Here is a 12,514-nt window from a genome sequence, read left to right as displayed (position 1 = left end):
GCCGCTCAAGGTCGAAAAAGAATTTAAAGGAGTGTAGATGTTCGTTACTCGTTTCCGAACATCTGGCGCATCATCGGGTGCATCTCCATCAACTGCTCTTCTGCGATCTCCTCGTACAGCTTGTACGTGATAGAGACCGCCAGCAGCAGTCCGGTACCGGAGACCTGTCCGATGGTGCCGAGCAGGTTCGCCATCACGGCGAGCAGCCCGACGAGGGCGCCACCGATGACGGTCACCTGCGGGATGTACCGCTCCATGACCTTCTCGACGACCTGCGGGTTCCGGCGGAAGCCGGGAATCTGCATGCCCGAGTTCTGGATCTGCTTCGCGGTCGCCTCCGGCCCCATGCCGGTGGTCTCGACCCAGAAGATCGCGAAGATGGCGCCGCCGACGATCATGAACGTCAGGTCGACGGCGAGTCGGACCGCGATCATCCACGGTTCGACGGACGCCGGAATCTCACCGAGGAACCACATCCACTGTCCGCGGCTCTGGATCGGGTTCAGGTAGTAGAACAGCCCGGAGATGGGCTGTCCGGCGTCGCTGTACTCACCGAGTATCGCCGGCATCCCCGCCCACTGCGAGGAGAGGATCTGCCCGAGGAACTGGATGTTCGCCTGTAGCGCGCGAACGAGGATCATCGGGAGAACGGACGCGTAGATGAGCTTCACCGGGAAGCGTCCGCGGGCGCCCTTCACGCGGGCGTGTGACAACGGGATCTCGACGCGGACCGACTCCGCGTACACGACGATTCCGAAGATGAACACCGTCGTGAAAAGCGCCAGAATGTTACCCGGATCGAACAGCAGGTTCTGAAGTCCTTCGGCCGTGAACGGCGACATCGACACCGGCACGTCGCCGAAGATGACGCCGTACCAGTTCGCGAAGAAGCCGGAGGCGCCGAGCGCGGAGAAGCTGAAGAAGCCGCCGACGATCTGCTGGCTCACCGACGCGATGATGAACAGCCCGACGCCGGAGCCGACTCCCCACTTGCTCACGATCTCGTCCATGAACAGGATGAGGATGCCGCCGACGAAGATCTGCGCGAAGATCAGCACCTGCACGCCGAATATGCCGATCCCGAGCGCGCTCGCGACCGCGTCGTCGGCCGGAAGGAAGCTGCCGGTGAACACCATCGGCGCCGCCGTCACCGCCGAGATGATGACTACGAGCAGCTTCTGGAGGCCCTGATAGAGGACCTGATCACGCGGGTCGTTCTCCGTGTCGAGCCCGAGTAGATTCGCACCGCCCAACAGCTGTAGCACGATGGACGCCGTGACGATCGGTCCGATACCGACCTGTAACAGGGAGCCGGACGAGCCGGCGAGTACCGACCGGAACTGTCCGAAGAAGTCGGAGCCCTGACCGACGGCCAACCCGAACGGGTTGATGTTCGTGAGGAAGAAGTAGACGATCAGGATTCCGGCCGTCCACGTGAGCTTCCGTCTGAACGGAACGTGTCCCGCGGGTCGCTCCACGACGGGCATCCGCGAGAGCACCGGTTCGGCGGCCTCCTTCCAGCTCATATTACGCCTCGTCGTTCTCGTCGTCGGAAGTGCTTTCCGGTTCGTCAGCGGCGTCTTCGGCGCGCTCTGAAAGCGTCGCCTCGCCGCCGGACTCCTCGATGAGTTCGACTGCGCCGGCCGTGAACGCGTCGGCCGTGACGCGGAGCTCGCGGCGGACCTGCCCACCACCGAGCACCTTCACGACGTCGGCGTCGTGGCCGTCCTCGACGACGTCGCGCGCGTCGAAGACGTACGCGTCGCCGTCCTCCTCGGCGAGGCCCTCCGCGGCGTACAGCGCCGCGTCCTCGTCGAGCTTCTGGACTCGCACTTCGAGGACTTCCGTCTGCGCGTCCTCGGGGCGCTTGAATCCGTGCTTGCCGAGCGGGCCGTAGTTGTGGTACTCGTGTTTCGAGCGGCCGGCCGCGCCGCGGCCGCCGCGGTGACCGGCGCCGCGCCGGTTCTTGTGCGTGCCGCCGCCATGCGTCCGAGAGCCGCGCTGTCTGCGTTTCTTGCTCGTCATCGCATTGCCTCCAGGAGACTGTCGATCTCCTCGGTAGTGTGTCTCCCGAGTTCGCCGCCCTCGATCACGGGGTGTTTGATGCCCTCGTGACCGCCGCGGGGGGCGTGGAGCCGGAGCGTCGGCGAGATGCCCTGCTCGCGCAGGGTCGTCTCCTCGTCGACGAGCGCCTCGGCCAGCGCCTCCAGGTCGGCGTAGTCGGTGTTGTCGTCGATCCACTCGTCGTCGATATCGGCCGAGCCCTCGACGGGCTCACCGCGTCGCGCGACGGTGCGCGCGACGCTCTCGACGCTCGGTTCCCCGAACGCGACGACATCGTTGACCTTCGTGATCATGCCGCGGTACGAGTCCGTCTCGGGAACGAGCGTCGCGTGGTTGACGCGCCCGATGTTCAGCATGTCGAGGGTGTCCTCGACGCCGTGCCCGAGGTTGACGTCACCGCGGAGCTGGACGATCGCTTGCATCACTCGCTCACCTCGTCGTAGTGGACTTCACGCGCGTGCTGCGGCGTACGGGACTGTGCCGCGTTCTCTAAGGCGTTGAACGTCGCTTTCGCGAGGTTCACAGTGGTACGCGTGTTGCCGTCGGAGTTCGTCCAGGCGTCCTCGACGCCGGCGAGCTCCAAGATGTTTCGAACCGTCTCCGCGGCCGCGAGGCCCAGCCCCTGCGGGGCGGGCTTGATCTCGACGGTGACGGAACCGGCCTTCCCTTTCGCCGTGCGGGTCAGGGAGTTCGTGCCGCCAGGCTGGTCCTCCCACGAGCCCGAGCCGCGGTCGACCTGAATCACGTTCAGCTTCGCGACGTCGATGGCCTTCTCGATGGCGCCGCCGACCTGATCGTCGCGGGCCTGCGCGTAGCCGAGGTAGCCGTCGCGGTTCCCCACGGCGACCACACAGCGGAATTTCACGCGGCGACCGGAGTCGGTCATGCGCTGGACCATGTTAATGTCCAGCACTTCGTCTTCGAGCCCCGGAAGGAGCTGGTCGACGATCTCGGCCTCCTTCAGCGGGAGGCCGGAGTTGAGCGCCTGTTCCATCGACGTGATGTCGCCGTCCTGTACCTTGCGGCCGAGTCGCGTCCGCGGTTCCCAGCCGTCGTTGTGTCTACTCATGGTCCTCCTGGATGGTCGCGAGCACGTCGTCGAAGTGCTCGGGTAGCTCGCTGGCGTCGAACGAGCCGCTGTACAGCGGCTCGTCGAGCTGCTCGGCGTACGAAGCGATGTGCTCGCCCCGCGTGCGCGACCAGTCGGCCAGCACGTCGTCGTTGTGCGGGATCTCGAGGCCCGCGTCGATCGCTCCTTCCTGTACCGCGAACGTCTTATTGCCGGGGGTCGCCGTGTTGAGCCCGATGTCGAGGACGGCCTCGTCGAGGCCGGCTTCGACGGCGCGAGCGCCCGCGAGGTACCCGGTGAGGTACGCGCTGGGGAGGTTGCCCGTGGGGGCGTCCCAGCCGTACTCGCCGAGCTCCTCGCTGGAGGCGGCCGCGTGGGTCTCGTCGCCGTCGGGTCCGGGGGTCACCAGCTGCGCCCTGACGTGAGCGTTGCTCACCCGGGCGACCAGGCGAGGCTTGCCCGATTTCAGCAGGCGCAACCTCTGGTGGTAATCCGTCCGGACCTCTCGGCGGCGCCGCATCGGCACCTTGTATCGTGGTCCTGTCGCCATTAGTCCGTCACCTCGTAACCGTACTGCGTCCGAATGTACGCCTCGAGACGGGCGACGTCCTCGAAGTCCCCACCGCTCGCCTTGTTGTAGAGCGTGCGGTACTCGGAGGCGTCGAGCACGTCTTCATCGTCGCGAAGCTCCTTCAGGCGCGCCCGCTGTGCGCGGATCCGCGCCTTCCAGTCGTCTTTCGTGTTCTGCCGCGCGCCGGACTTCCCCTTCCGGGTACCGGCGCCCGACTGATGCCCGTACGAGCGCTTCTCAGCGCGCTCACGGGCGCGACCGCGCGAGTTCGTCTTCGAGTCGGCCTCGCGGATCGTTCCCTGTTCGATGAGCTCGCGGATGTCCTCGCGGGTGATCGCGTCTTCGATCTCTTCCTGTGCGTCGGGGTCGAGCCAGACGCGGCCCTTGCCGACGTCCAGCTCGTCCGCTGCGAGTCGTTTCTGCGCCTTCAGATCACTCATCGTCGACCTCCACTTCGACGTAGGTCGGGTTCAGCACGCGAATTCCTCGCTCCTCCGCCTCGTCTTCGATCAGTTCGCGCTTGCGGCCGCCGACCTTCGAGGCGATACGCACCGCCTCCGTGTCCCCGTCGACGCCCTCGAGGTCGTCCGTGTTGTGAACGCGGACTTCCTCGAAGCCGCTCGGGTGGAGGTCGCGCGACGCCGTCGGCGAGCGGAAGCCGGCCTCGACGACCGGCCCCTTCGATTTCATGCGGCGGCGCTGCTTGGAGAGCCCGCCACGCGGCTTGCGCCACGACGTCGGGATCCGCTTTTTCTTGTGGTAGTCCTGCCGGTTGAACTGCGGTTTCCCCTCGCGGTGCTTCTGTGCGAGCGCGCGAGCGGTCTCGTCGTCCAGTTCCGGCGTCTTGTCGGCGTGACCGCGGGGGCGAAGCTCCGTCTCGACGGATTCGGACTCCTCGGTCTCCTCGACCGGCTCCTCCTCTTCCGTCTCGTCTTCGATCTCCGCGTCCGCCTCCTCGTCGACCTCCAGCCCGCCGACGTCGGCCTTGATACGCGCGGCGAGCGCGTTCCCGACGCCGTCGACCTCGGAGAGCTCCGACTGGGAGGCGGCCTTCACGTCTTCGACCGTCTCGTAGCCGGCCTCGCGAAGCGCGTCCGCCTTCGAGGGACCGACACCGCTGATGTCTTCCAGTTCGTCTGCCATGTGTTAGGCACCTCCGGTGGGCTTCTCGACGATGTACACGCCGTCTTGGAAGACGCGCGTGTCCTTGTCGGTCACCTTCGTCAGCTGTTCGATGTCGGCGGCGGTCTGCCCGACGGCCTCCTTGTCGGAGCCCGAAAGCGTGACCGTCTCGCCGTCGACCTGTACGTCCGTGTCTCCGCGGATCGGGGTGCGCCGCGCGGCGCTCTCTCCGAGGAAGTTCTCGATGACGACCTCGTCGCCCTCCACGGTCACCTGCATCGGGAAGTGGGCGTAGTACACTTCCATCGCGTACTCCCATCCGTCGGTGACGCCGTGGATCATATTGGCGACGTGGCTCTCGAAGGTACCGACCGTGGCGTTGGTCTTCGCGTCCTCGTTCTCGGAGGCGATGACCACCGCACCGTCCTCGACGGTGACCTCGACGTCGGGGTACCAGAGGCGTCGCGTGACGCTCCCGTTCGGCCCTTCGACGGTGAGTTCGAGGTGATCGATCTCGGCGGAGACGTCGTCCGGAATCTCGATTTCGACTCTGTTCATTGTTAGTAGACGTATGCGATCACTTGGCCACCGATGCCCTCTTCGCGGGCCTCGTAGTGGCTCATGACGCCGTGGCTCGTCGTGACGATGAGCGTCCCGTAGTCACGGGCGGGGAGGTATCGCTTCTCCCACTTCTCGAACTCGTCCGCACCCGCCGAGTAGCGGGGCTTGACGGCGCCACACTCGTTGATCGCGCCTTTCAATTCGACCTCGAACTTCCCGGCTTTCCCGTCGTCGACGTACTCGAAGCCGTCGACGTACCCGCGGTCGTAGAGGACCTCGAGGACGGAGCCGATGATGTTCGAAGCGGGCTCTACCGTGTACGACAGGTGGCCAACGCTCTCGGCGTTGTCCATGCCGGCGAGCGCGTTGGTGAATGGATCGTTTCCCGTCATAATCAGCTGTACTTCTCGAATCCCATGTCTCGAGCGACCTCGCGGAAACACTGCCGGCAGAGGTTGATGTCGTACTTGCCGACGAGTCCCTGCTCGCGGTCGCACCGCCGGCACGTGTGCCGGGAGTCGGTGCGTTTCGCGGCGTGCTCGCCCGTGTCGTTGTTCGCTTCGCTCATTCGGTTACCTCGACGTCGAAGTTCGTTTCGAGGAACGCGGCCGCGTCCTCGGCTGTCATCCGGTGGCGCGCGGGAATCGTTCCCGTCGCCTTGTCGCGTTTCGAGACGCGGTAGCCGGGACGGACGATCGTCGTCGTCACGTCGAGGCCGTAGATCCCGGTGTTGGGATCGTACTCCTGGCTCGGGAAGTCGGTGTGGTCCTCGACCCCGAAGCTGAGGTTGCCCGTGTCGTCGAACTGGCTCCGGCCGACGTCGACCAGGTCCAGCGCGGTCTGGAGGAACGCGTGCGCGTCCTCGCCCCGCAGCGTCACCTTGACGCCGATCGGGTCACCCTTGCGGATGCCGAACTCGGCGATGGTTCGCTTCGAGGTCGTCCGGACCGACTGCTGGCCCGTGATCTCCTCGATTATCTGCTCTGCGTCGGCGAGGGGTTCACCGCCCTGCCCGACGCCCATGTGGACGACGACCTTCTCGAGGAACGGCTCGCGCATCTCGTGAGCGGCGCTCTCGGATTCACTCATCCGAATCACCCGCCGTCTCGTCGTCGGTGAAGTTCTCGTCGATCACGACGACGTACTCCTCGACCGTCTCGTAGCCGTCGTCCTCGTCGGCGACGGAAACGGTGTTGTCTCCGGAGCCGAGCGTCACGTCGATGGCGTCGATCTCGCCGATGTGGCCGGCGTGCTGGCCGGCGACGGCGGTCACGAGCGCCCCCTCTTCGTACTCGAAGTGGGCGACGATCTCCTTCGACTCGTTGTCGACGACGATCGAGTCGTTCGTCTCGTAGTCGGCGTCGTCGTCGACGAGCACGTTCGTCCCGTCGTGGAGCGTCAGCTGGACGTCTCCGCCGGGGACGACGGTCTTGTTCGTGATCTTCCCGAGCCGGCTGCTCGCGGCGTCCTCGTCGACGGGAGTCAGCGCGAGCCGACCGCCCTCGTCGGGGAAGACGCGGAAGAACTCCCCGCGCTCGGGGAACGCCAGGATGTCGAACATCCCGATCGGACGCTGTTCGTCCGAGATCGCGTCGCCGTTGACGAGGATCGAGTCGTTGTTCAGCGCGTAGCGCGCCTCCTTCGTCGAGTCGACGTAACCGAGCACGTCCCGCAGCAGGACGACGAGCGGAACGCCCGCCTCGCCGTGCGGGCCCGCGCCCGCCTTCACGGTGAACGTGTCGGTCTTGCGCTCGACCGGCCAGGAGTTCGGTACTGACAGTCGCTTCTGGTGTCGCGTCATTCGTTGTCCTCCTGGAGCCGCGCCTCACGGCGCTCGTCTTCAAGGTCCAGTTCGGTCACCCGGATGTTACTCGCCGGGATGGGGCGGGGAACTTCCTCCCCGTCCGCCTTCTCGACGGTGACGTCCTCGACCGTGATCCGCTCTGCGGACAGGTCGACCGAAATGACTTCGGCCTCCGTCCCGGCCGCGTCGCCGCGAAGCACCTCGACGGTGTCGCCGGCGTTGACGCGGACGTTCCGCTGCCCGTACTCCTCGCGGAGATCCTCGGTGAGGGTGGCCCGGACCTGATTCTGCCGCTCGTGGAGCGGCGCGGTCTCCGACCGTTTTCGTTGTTTGCGTGGCTGTTTCGTCATAGTTAGACGATCATCGTCGCGGTCGAGGCGATGCTCCCGAATCGTTCGGCGACCTCGCGGGCGACGGGGCCTTTGATCTCAGTGCCCCGCGGCTCCTCGAGGTCGTCGATGATGACGGCCGCGTTGTCCTCGAACTTCACGCGCGTGCCGTCCGGACGGCGGATCGGCTTGCGCTGGCGGACGACGACCGCCTCCAGCACCTGCCGCCGCATCTCCGGCGTCCCTTTGGTGACCGAGACGGTCACCTTGTCGCCGATTCCTGCCTTCGGGTGGCGGTTCTTCGTGCCGGAGTAGCCCGACACGGAGATCACCTTCAGCTCACGGGCGCCGGTGTTGTCGGCGCACGTGATGAGCGAGCCCTTCGAGAGCCCCTGCGTGACGTCGGCCTTGAGCGCCTCCATCACTGATCACCCGACAGAATCTCGACGACGACGTGGGACTTCGTCTTCGAGAGCGGTCGCGTCTCCGCGATTTTCACTTCGTCACCGACTTCGAGCGAGTCGAGCACGCCCGGCACGTGAGCCGGGATGCGCGAGCGACGCTTCATGTACCGATCGTATTTCGGTACGAACACGTCGTACTCTCGCTCGACGATGACGGTCTTTGCCATATCCGTCGACACGACCGTTCCCTCGCGGGTCTGGCCGCGGACGGAGAGCTGCCCGTAGAACGGGCACTTCTCGTAGTCGTAATCCTCCGGGTTGTCTGGCTCCGGAGGCGTGGGTACGTCGATTCCTATCGCCATTGTGTGGCACCTCGTTCGGTGCGTTCGGCGGGTCGATATCGCAACCGATCGCCATCCACCGTCGCGTAGACCGCGTCTTTGCACTCGCCTCGTCGGCTCGCCGGACCCGCGCCGTCACCGGTGACGACGCTTGTGGACCCGGACGGGCCAGACTGACGGGGGCGTACCCCCGTAGTATCCGACCCGAGTTGGGACGCGGACCCCGGCGACTGATCGTCGCCGGCGGCTTCATCTGTGCGAGCGGTCGGCGTCTCGACGACGCCGAACTCGAACGTCGCGCCCGACTTGGGCACGCGTTTGTCCCCCGACGCCGTTCGGACCACGAGGGTGCCGAACGTCTCGTCGAGCACGCGACCGGCGATACCCACGTGGGCGTCGCTGTCGGCGTCGACCACCCGAACCGGGAGGCCGACGAGTTCGTGTCGAACGAGCTGGTCGGGGGAGATCATCTTACTGTTCGTCCTCGTCGAAGTCGCCTTCTTCCGCCTGGATCGTCTTGATCCGCGCGATCGTCTTCTTCAGCTCGTTGACGCGTCCCGGGCTCTCCGGCATGCCGCCGGCCGCCCGCTGCGCCTTCGAGTTGAGCAGCTCGGTCTCGAGCTCCTCGAGTTCGACCTGCCGCTCGGCGGCGGTCATGTCGCGGATCTCGTCCGTGTAGAGTATCGCCATTTACTCGTCCTCCTCGTCTTCTTCGTCGGCCGCTTCCATCTCAGCGACGAGGTCGGCCGCCTCGGACTCGATCTCCTCGTCGAGTTCGTCGAGCTCGTCGGCTTCGACGTCGTCGTCGCCGACCGGCTCCTCCGCGGCGACGTCGGTCGCCTCGGTGGCCGTGTCTTTGGTCTCCTCGACGACCTCTTCGACGACCTCCTCGTCGATTGCGTCGGCCGGGTCCTCGTCGGGCACGTCGACGTCGTCGTCGGCGCCCACGTCCGGGACCTCTTCGGGCTCGTCCTCGAGGAGCGCCTCGACGCCCTCGTCGTCGCCCGCGTCGACCGTCGCCTGCTCGACCTCCGGAACCTCGGCGTCCTCTCGGATGTCGAAGTCGTCCGGGAGCTTCGCGCCCGGCGGAATGATCTTCACGTTGACGCCGATCGTCCCGAGCTTCATCACCGCGACGCCCTGACCGTGGTCGACGACCTCCTCTGCGGGCTCGCCGTTGTGCTTGATGTAGCCGCGGTTGAACTTCTCGACGCGCGAGCGCGCCCCGGTGACCTTCCCACTCAAGACGATCTCGGCGCCCAGCGCGCCGGCGTCCATGATCCGGTCGATCGTGGTGTGACCGGCCTTCCGGAAGTACCAGCCGCGCTCTAAGGCGTTCGCGAGACGGTCCGCGACGATCTGCGCGTTCAGGTCGGGCTCGTCGACCTCCTGAACGTCGATCTGCGGGTCGTCCATGTCGAAGCGGTCCTCGAGCTCGGTGGTGATCTTGCGGATGTTCTTCCCGCCCTTTCCGATCACCATCCCGGGCTTTTCGGCCTTCAGGACGATCTGCGTGCCCATCGGCGTCTGGGCGACGTCCATCCCGCCGTAGCCGGCGCGGCCGAGCTCGTCCGCGAAGAACTCGTTGATCTGGGAACGGCGCAGGCCGTCCTCGATGAATTGGTGTTCGTCAGCCATTAGTTGTCAGCCTCCGGCTCCTCGATGATCAGTTCGACGTCGGCGAGCGTGGTGTTCCACTGCGTCGCGCCCGCGGCGCGGGGGTTCCGGCCGGGTCGTTCGCCGACCTTGTGGGGGGCGACGTGTTTGATGATCATATCCTCGCCGTCGAAGCCCTGTTCGATCGCGTTGTTCTTGACGTTCTCGAGGAGCTTGAGGAAGTCCTTGGCGGCCTTCTCCGGGTATCGGCCGGCGTCCCAGCCGTCGATGTCGGAGCGGTGGCCCGCGCCGGCGTTGTGCTGGCGCATCGGCACCGACGTCTCCTCGTCGATGACCTCCTGGAGGAACGCTTCCGCGTCGGCGACCGTTTCGCCTTTGATCTCCCGGGAGATCTCCTTGCTGTCCTTCACGCTGATGGGCCGGTCGCGGAGCATCCCCTTGGCGGTGGTCTCCGGGTCGGCCTCGACGCTGTAGTTGATTCCCATGGGTTACTTGAGCGGCACGAACTTCGAGGACCGGGTCGCGCCGATGCCGGCCTGACCGTGTTCGACGGTGCTTCGCGTGAGGTGGAACTCACCGAGGTAGTGCCCGATCATCTCGGGCTCGACCTGAACGCGCTCGAAGCTGTGTCCGTTGTACACGGAGAAGGTGACGCCGACGAACTCCGGCAGGACCGGCATGTCGCGCAGGTGCGTCCGGATCGGGTCGTCCGCCGTCGTCTCCTTGTCGCGGCTTCGGACCGTCTCCAGCAGCTTCTGCTGTTCGGTGCCGAGACCGCGAACGATGCTTCGCCGCTGGCGTGCGGGGAGCAGTTCCGCGACTTCGTCAACGTCCATCTCCTGCAGCTCGTCGAGCGAGTGACCGCGGTAGGCGAACTCCTTGTCCTCGCGGCCGGTTCGGTAATCTGAACTCATTTGTTGCCACCTCGTCCGGTGCGCTTGGATGCGATGTCACCGACCTTGCGTCCCGGCGGGGCGTTCCGCGAGACGGACTTCGGCTGTCCGGGGTGTTGGCGACCACCGCCACCGAAGGGGTGGTCGACGGCGTTCATCGCGACGCCGCGTACGCGCGGGTACTTCGTGCCCCGCGACTTCATCTTGTGGTGCTTGTTGCCGGCCTTGACGAAGGGTTTCTCCGTCCGGCCGCCCCCCGCGACCACGCCGATCGTGGCGCGGCACTGCGGGTCGAGTCGCTTCACTTCGCCGCTGGGGAGCTGAACGACCGCGACGTCGCGGTCGTGGGTGAGCAGCGTCGCCGACACGCCGGACGCGCGGGCGAACTTGCCACCGTCCCCACGGTTACTCTCGACGTTACAGACCGGGACGCCCTCGGGGATCTCCGCCAGCGGGAGCGTGTTTCCGGGCTTGATCTCCGCGCTCACGCCGACCTGAATCGTCTCGCCCACGCGCACGCCTTCCGGCGCGAGCACGAGACGACGGTCGTCGTCCTCGAACTCCACTTCCGCGAGGGGAGCCGAGCGAGCGGGGTCGTGTTCGATCCCGACGATTTCGCCGGTGATCGTGTCCACGTCCTCGAGTTTCTTGTGCGACAGTTCGGCCTTGTATCGGTGGGACGGGGCCCGGAACGTCGGGCCGCCGCGTCCACGTCGTTGTCCTTGAATTCGTCGTCCCATCTCAGAACACCCCGATCCGCGATGCGACCTCGGTCGCGTCGTCGTCCTCGGAGAGGGTGACTATCGCCTTCTTCTCGCCCTGCGGTGTCACCTGCGTGTTCACGTCGACGACGCCCACGTCGTAGCGCTCCGCGACCTCGGAGCTGATCTCCGGTTTGGTCGCGTCGACGTCGACGAGGAAGAGCATCTTGTTGTTGAAGTCCATCTCGTTCATCGCCTGCTCGGTGACGATCGGATGGTCGATGAGCGAGTTCATCGGTCGGCCACCTCCGAGACGGCGCTTTCGGTCCACAGCGTGAGTCGGCCCGGGTGCGCGCCCGGCGCGAGGTCTTCCGCGTTGACCTCTGCCGCGGTCGCGACGTCGACGCCCGCGAGGTTGCGGGCGGCGCGGGACGGCTCCTCGCTGGTGACGACGAGCACGGACTTGGGCTGACGGTACTTGCGGCCGCGGGCCTTCCCCTGTCCGGCGCGGACGGAGCGGCCGTCCTCGGCGCGCTCGATGTCGGCGTCGGCGCCGACGGCTTCGAGGACGCCGAGAGCCTCCTGCGTCTTCTGGAGGTCCTCGAACTCGTCGCTCACGACGAGCGGGAGGTCGAGGTCCTCGTCGAACGCGTGCCCGCGCTCGGCGACGAGCTCGGCGTCGGTCGTGGCCGCGATGGCCGACCGGATGGCGAGCTGTCGCTCCTTGTCGTTCAGTTTCTTCGACTGGTCTTTCTCGGCCTTCGGGGGATGCGCGGCGCGGCCCGACACGGCGTGCGGGACGCGGCGAGCGACGTTCTCCGAGCGCGGGACGTGCGCGAGTCCGCGGCCGGAACCGAACGACTCGGCGGGCGTTCGAAGCCCGGCGAACTCGTCGGCCCCGTAGGCCTGCTTCCGGTTTGCCTGAGCGGCGTCGACCGCGCGACCGATGAGGTCCGGTCGGAACGCGGTCTCGAAGACGGACGGCAGCTCGATGCTGCCCGCCTCGTCGCCGTCCAGGTCGTGTACTGTTGCGTTCAT

General features: G+C 66.3%; 23 protein-coding genes. All 23 read right to left on the bottom strand.

Going from position 1 to position 12,514, the window contains the following annotated elements:
- Positions 1-44: 44 nt before the first annotated feature.
- From secY to rpl4p, 23 genes are read right to left on the bottom strand one after another with little or no spacing between them, the layout of a single operon-like run.
- Positions 45-1,526, bottom strand: coding sequence for a preprotein translocase subunit SecY (gene secY / locus ACZ5KW_RS05230; RefSeq protein WP_343775720.1), 1,482 nt, complete (start codon positions 1,524-1,526; stop codon positions 45-47).
- A gap of 1 nt (position 1,527) precedes the next feature.
- Positions 1,528-2,025: an uL15m family ribosomal protein gene (locus ACZ5KW_RS05225; RefSeq protein ID WP_343775723.1), complete on the bottom strand. Its 498-nt coding sequence runs from the start codon at positions 2,023-2,025 to the stop codon at positions 1,528-1,530.
- Positions 2,022-2,486, bottom strand: a complete 465-nt coding sequence (locus ACZ5KW_RS05220) for a 50S ribosomal protein L30 (protein WP_343775725.1) — start codon at positions 2,484-2,486, stop codon at positions 2,022-2,024. The genes ACZ5KW_RS05225 and ACZ5KW_RS05220 overlap by 4 nt, the downstream gene beginning before the upstream one ends.
- On the bottom strand, positions 2,486-3,133 hold the full coding sequence (locus ACZ5KW_RS05215) for a 30S ribosomal protein S5 (RefSeq protein ID WP_343775728.1): 648 nt from the start codon (positions 3,131-3,133) through the stop codon (positions 2,486-2,488). Before ACZ5KW_RS05215 ends, ACZ5KW_RS05220 begins: the two co-directional genes overlap by 1 nt.
- On the bottom strand, positions 3,126-3,683 hold the full coding sequence (locus ACZ5KW_RS05210; RefSeq protein ID WP_343775730.1) for a 50S ribosomal protein L18: 558 nt from the start codon (positions 3,681-3,683) through the stop codon (positions 3,126-3,128). Before ACZ5KW_RS05210 ends, ACZ5KW_RS05215 begins: the two co-directional genes overlap by 8 nt.
- The gene (locus tag ACZ5KW_RS05205; protein ID WP_343775733.1) at positions 3,683-4,144 is read right to left on the bottom strand and encodes a 50S ribosomal protein L19e; all 462 of its coding nucleotides are present in this window, start codon (positions 4,142-4,144) and stop codon (positions 3,683-3,685) included. The genes ACZ5KW_RS05210 and ACZ5KW_RS05205 overlap by 1 nt, the downstream gene beginning before the upstream one ends.
- Positions 4,137-4,847 (bottom strand): 50S ribosomal protein L32e, encoded by a 711-nt coding sequence (locus ACZ5KW_RS05200; protein WP_343775736.1) that lies wholly within the window; start codon positions 4,845-4,847, stop codon positions 4,137-4,139. Before ACZ5KW_RS05200 ends, ACZ5KW_RS05205 begins: the two co-directional genes overlap by 8 nt.
- A gap of 3 nt (positions 4,848-4,850) precedes the next feature.
- Positions 4,851-5,384 carry a 50S ribosomal protein L6 gene (locus ACZ5KW_RS05195; protein WP_343775739.1) on the bottom strand — a complete coding sequence of 178 codons (534 nt, stop codon included), beginning with the start codon at positions 5,382-5,384 and terminating at the stop codon, positions 4,851-4,853.
- A gap of 2 nt (positions 5,385-5,386) precedes the next feature.
- Positions 5,387-5,779, bottom strand: a complete 393-nt coding sequence (locus ACZ5KW_RS05190; protein ID WP_004047215.1) for a 30S ribosomal protein S8 — start codon at positions 5,777-5,779, stop codon at positions 5,387-5,389.
- A gap of 2 nt (positions 5,780-5,781) precedes the next feature.
- On the bottom strand, positions 5,782-5,955 hold the full coding sequence (locus ACZ5KW_RS05185) for a 30S ribosomal protein S14 (protein WP_004597423.1): 174 nt from the start codon (positions 5,953-5,955) through the stop codon (positions 5,782-5,784).
- Positions 5,952-6,476, bottom strand: coding sequence for a 50S ribosomal protein L5 (locus ACZ5KW_RS05180; protein WP_343775744.1), 525 nt, complete (start codon positions 6,474-6,476; stop codon positions 5,952-5,954). The genes ACZ5KW_RS05185 and ACZ5KW_RS05180 overlap by 4 nt, the downstream gene beginning before the upstream one ends.
- Positions 6,469-7,188 (bottom strand): 30S ribosomal protein S4e, encoded by a 720-nt coding sequence (locus ACZ5KW_RS05175; protein ID WP_343775747.1) that lies wholly within the window; start codon positions 7,186-7,188, stop codon positions 6,469-6,471. Before ACZ5KW_RS05175 ends, ACZ5KW_RS05180 begins: the two co-directional genes overlap by 8 nt.
- Positions 7,185-7,541 (bottom strand): 50S ribosomal protein L24, encoded by a 357-nt coding sequence (gene rplX, locus ACZ5KW_RS05170; protein ID WP_343775750.1) that lies wholly within the window; start codon positions 7,539-7,541, stop codon positions 7,185-7,187. The genes ACZ5KW_RS05175 and rplX overlap by 4 nt, the downstream gene beginning before the upstream one ends.
- Positions 7,542-7,543: 2 nt before the next feature.
- Positions 7,544-7,942 (bottom strand): 50S ribosomal protein L14, encoded by a 399-nt coding sequence (locus tag ACZ5KW_RS05165; protein WP_004597429.1) that lies wholly within the window; start codon positions 7,940-7,942, stop codon positions 7,544-7,546.
- A complete protein-coding gene (locus ACZ5KW_RS05160) occupies positions 7,942-8,286 on the bottom strand; it encodes a 30S ribosomal protein S17 (RefSeq protein WP_343775753.1) in 345 nt (114 codons plus the stop codon). Before ACZ5KW_RS05160 ends, ACZ5KW_RS05165 begins: the two co-directional genes overlap by 1 nt.
- Positions 8,277-8,735: a ribonuclease P protein component 1 gene (locus ACZ5KW_RS05155; RefSeq protein WP_343775756.1), complete on the bottom strand. Its 459-nt coding sequence runs from the start codon at positions 8,733-8,735 to the stop codon at positions 8,277-8,279. Before ACZ5KW_RS05155 ends, ACZ5KW_RS05160 begins: the two co-directional genes overlap by 10 nt.
- Position 8,736: 1 nt before the next feature.
- The gene (gene rpmC / locus ACZ5KW_RS05150) at positions 8,737-8,955 is read right to left on the bottom strand and encodes a 50S ribosomal protein L29 (protein ID WP_343775759.1); all 219 of its coding nucleotides are present in this window, start codon (positions 8,953-8,955) and stop codon (positions 8,737-8,739) included.
- Positions 8,956-9,903, bottom strand: a complete 948-nt coding sequence (locus ACZ5KW_RS05145) for a 30S ribosomal protein S3 (RefSeq protein WP_343775761.1) — start codon at positions 9,901-9,903, stop codon at positions 8,956-8,958.
- Positions 9,903-10,367: a 50S ribosomal protein L22 gene (locus tag ACZ5KW_RS05140; protein WP_343775763.1), complete on the bottom strand. Its 465-nt coding sequence runs from the start codon at positions 10,365-10,367 to the stop codon at positions 9,903-9,905. The genes ACZ5KW_RS05145 and ACZ5KW_RS05140 overlap by 1 nt, the downstream gene beginning before the upstream one ends.
- A 3-nt stretch (positions 10,368-10,370) precedes the next feature.
- The gene (locus tag ACZ5KW_RS05135; RefSeq protein ID WP_343775766.1) at positions 10,371-10,796 is read right to left on the bottom strand and encodes a 30S ribosomal protein S19; all 426 of its coding nucleotides are present in this window, start codon (positions 10,794-10,796) and stop codon (positions 10,371-10,373) included.
- Positions 10,793-11,515 carry a 50S ribosomal protein L2 gene (locus ACZ5KW_RS05130; RefSeq protein WP_343775769.1) on the bottom strand — a complete coding sequence of 241 codons (723 nt, stop codon included), beginning with the start codon at positions 11,513-11,515 and terminating at the stop codon, positions 10,793-10,795. The genes ACZ5KW_RS05135 and ACZ5KW_RS05130 overlap by 4 nt, the downstream gene beginning before the upstream one ends.
- A 1-nt stretch (position 11,516) precedes the next feature.
- A complete protein-coding gene (locus ACZ5KW_RS05125; RefSeq protein WP_343775771.1) occupies positions 11,517-11,771 on the bottom strand; it encodes a 50S ribosomal protein L23 in 255 nt (84 codons plus the stop codon).
- Complete coding sequence (gene rpl4p / locus ACZ5KW_RS05120; RefSeq protein WP_343775773.1) at positions 11,768-12,514, bottom strand: 50S ribosomal protein L4; 747 nt, start codon at positions 12,512-12,514, stop codon at positions 11,768-11,770. Before rpl4p ends, ACZ5KW_RS05125 begins: the two co-directional genes overlap by 4 nt.

It is taken from the genome of Halorubrum ejinorense (genome assembly GCF_055389685.1).
Note: the sequence above shows the minus strand (reverse complement) of the source record. Positions and strands in the feature narration are given on the sequence as shown.

Excerpts from the sequence above, each read along its gene's own strand:
- secY (WP_343775720.1), bottom strand. The coding sequence starts at position 1,526 with ATGAGCTGGAAGGAGGCCGCCGAACCGGTGCTCTCGCGGATGCCCGTC.
- ACZ5KW_RS05200 (WP_343775736.1), bottom strand. The coding sequence starts at position 4,847 with ATGGCAGACGAACTGGAAGACATCAGCGGTGTCGGTCCCTCGAAGGCG.
- rpmC (WP_343775759.1), bottom strand. The coding sequence starts at position 8,955 with ATGGCGATACTCTACACGGACGAGATCCGCGACATGACCGCCGCCGAG.
- ACZ5KW_RS05225 (WP_343775723.1), bottom strand. The coding sequence starts at position 2,025 with ATGACGAGCAAGAAACGCAGACAGCGCGGCTCTCGGACGCATGGCGGC.
- rplX (WP_343775750.1), bottom strand. The coding sequence starts at position 7,541 with ATGACGAAACAGCCACGCAAACAACGAAAACGGTCGGAGACCGCGCCG.
- ACZ5KW_RS05210 (WP_343775730.1), bottom strand. The coding sequence starts at position 3,683 with ATGGCGACAGGACCACGATACAAGGTGCCGATGCGGCGCCGCCGAGAG.
- ACZ5KW_RS05155 (WP_343775756.1), bottom strand. The coding sequence starts at position 8,735 with ATGATCTCCCCCGACCAGCTCGTTCGACACGAACTCGTCGGCCTCCCG.
- ACZ5KW_RS05185 (WP_004597423.1), bottom strand. The coding sequence starts at position 5,955 with ATGAGCGAAGCGAACAACGACACGGGCGAGCACGCCGCGAAACGCACC.
- ACZ5KW_RS05205 (WP_343775733.1), bottom strand. The coding sequence starts at position 4,144 with ATGAGTGATCTGAAGGCGCAGAAACGACTCGCAGCGGACGAGCTGGAC.
- ACZ5KW_RS05130 (WP_343775769.1), bottom strand. The coding sequence starts at position 11,515 with ATGGGACGACGAATTCAAGGACAACGACGTGGACGCGGCGGCCCGACG.
- ACZ5KW_RS05160 (WP_343775753.1), bottom strand. The coding sequence starts at position 8,286 with ATGGCGATAGGAATCGACGTACCCACGCCTCCGGAGCCAGACAACCCG.
- ACZ5KW_RS05220 (WP_343775725.1), bottom strand. The coding sequence starts at position 2,486 with ATGCAAGCGATCGTCCAGCTCCGCGGTGACGTCAACCTCGGGCACGGC.
- ACZ5KW_RS05190 (WP_004047215.1), bottom strand. The coding sequence starts at position 5,779 with ATGACGGGAAACGATCCATTCACCAACGCGCTCGCCGGCATGGACAAC.
- ACZ5KW_RS05140 (WP_343775763.1), bottom strand. The coding sequence starts at position 10,367 with ATGGGAATCAACTACAGCGTCGAGGCCGACCCGGAGACCACCGCCAAG.
- ACZ5KW_RS05195 (WP_343775739.1), bottom strand. The coding sequence starts at position 5,384 with ATGAACAGAGTCGAAATCGAGATTCCGGACGACGTCTCCGCCGAGATC.
- rpl4p (WP_343775773.1), bottom strand. The coding sequence starts at position 12,514 with ATGAACGCAACAGTACACGACCTGGACGGCGACGAGGCGGGCAGCATC.
- ACZ5KW_RS05175 (WP_343775747.1), bottom strand. The coding sequence starts at position 7,188 with ATGACGCGACACCAGAAGCGACTGTCAGTACCGAACTCCTGGCCGGTC.
- ACZ5KW_RS05215 (WP_343775728.1), bottom strand. The coding sequence starts at position 3,133 with ATGAGTAGACACAACGACGGCTGGGAACCGCGGACGCGACTCGGCCGC.
- ACZ5KW_RS05165 (WP_004597429.1), bottom strand. The coding sequence starts at position 7,942 with ATGGAGGCGCTCAAGGCCGACGTCACGCAGGGGCTCTCGAAGGGCTCG.
- ACZ5KW_RS05135 (WP_343775766.1), bottom strand. The coding sequence starts at position 10,796 with ATGAGTTCAGATTACCGAACCGGCCGCGAGGACAAGGAGTTCGCCTAC.
- ACZ5KW_RS05125 (WP_343775771.1), bottom strand. The coding sequence starts at position 11,771 with ATGAACTCGCTCATCGACCATCCGATCGTCACCGAGCAGGCGATGAAC.
- ACZ5KW_RS05145 (WP_343775761.1), bottom strand. The coding sequence starts at position 9,903 with ATGGCTGACGAACACCAATTCATCGAGGACGGCCTGCGCCGTTCCCAG.
- ACZ5KW_RS05180 (WP_343775744.1), bottom strand. The coding sequence starts at position 6,476 with ATGAGTGAATCCGAGAGCGCCGCTCACGAGATGCGCGAGCCGTTCCTC.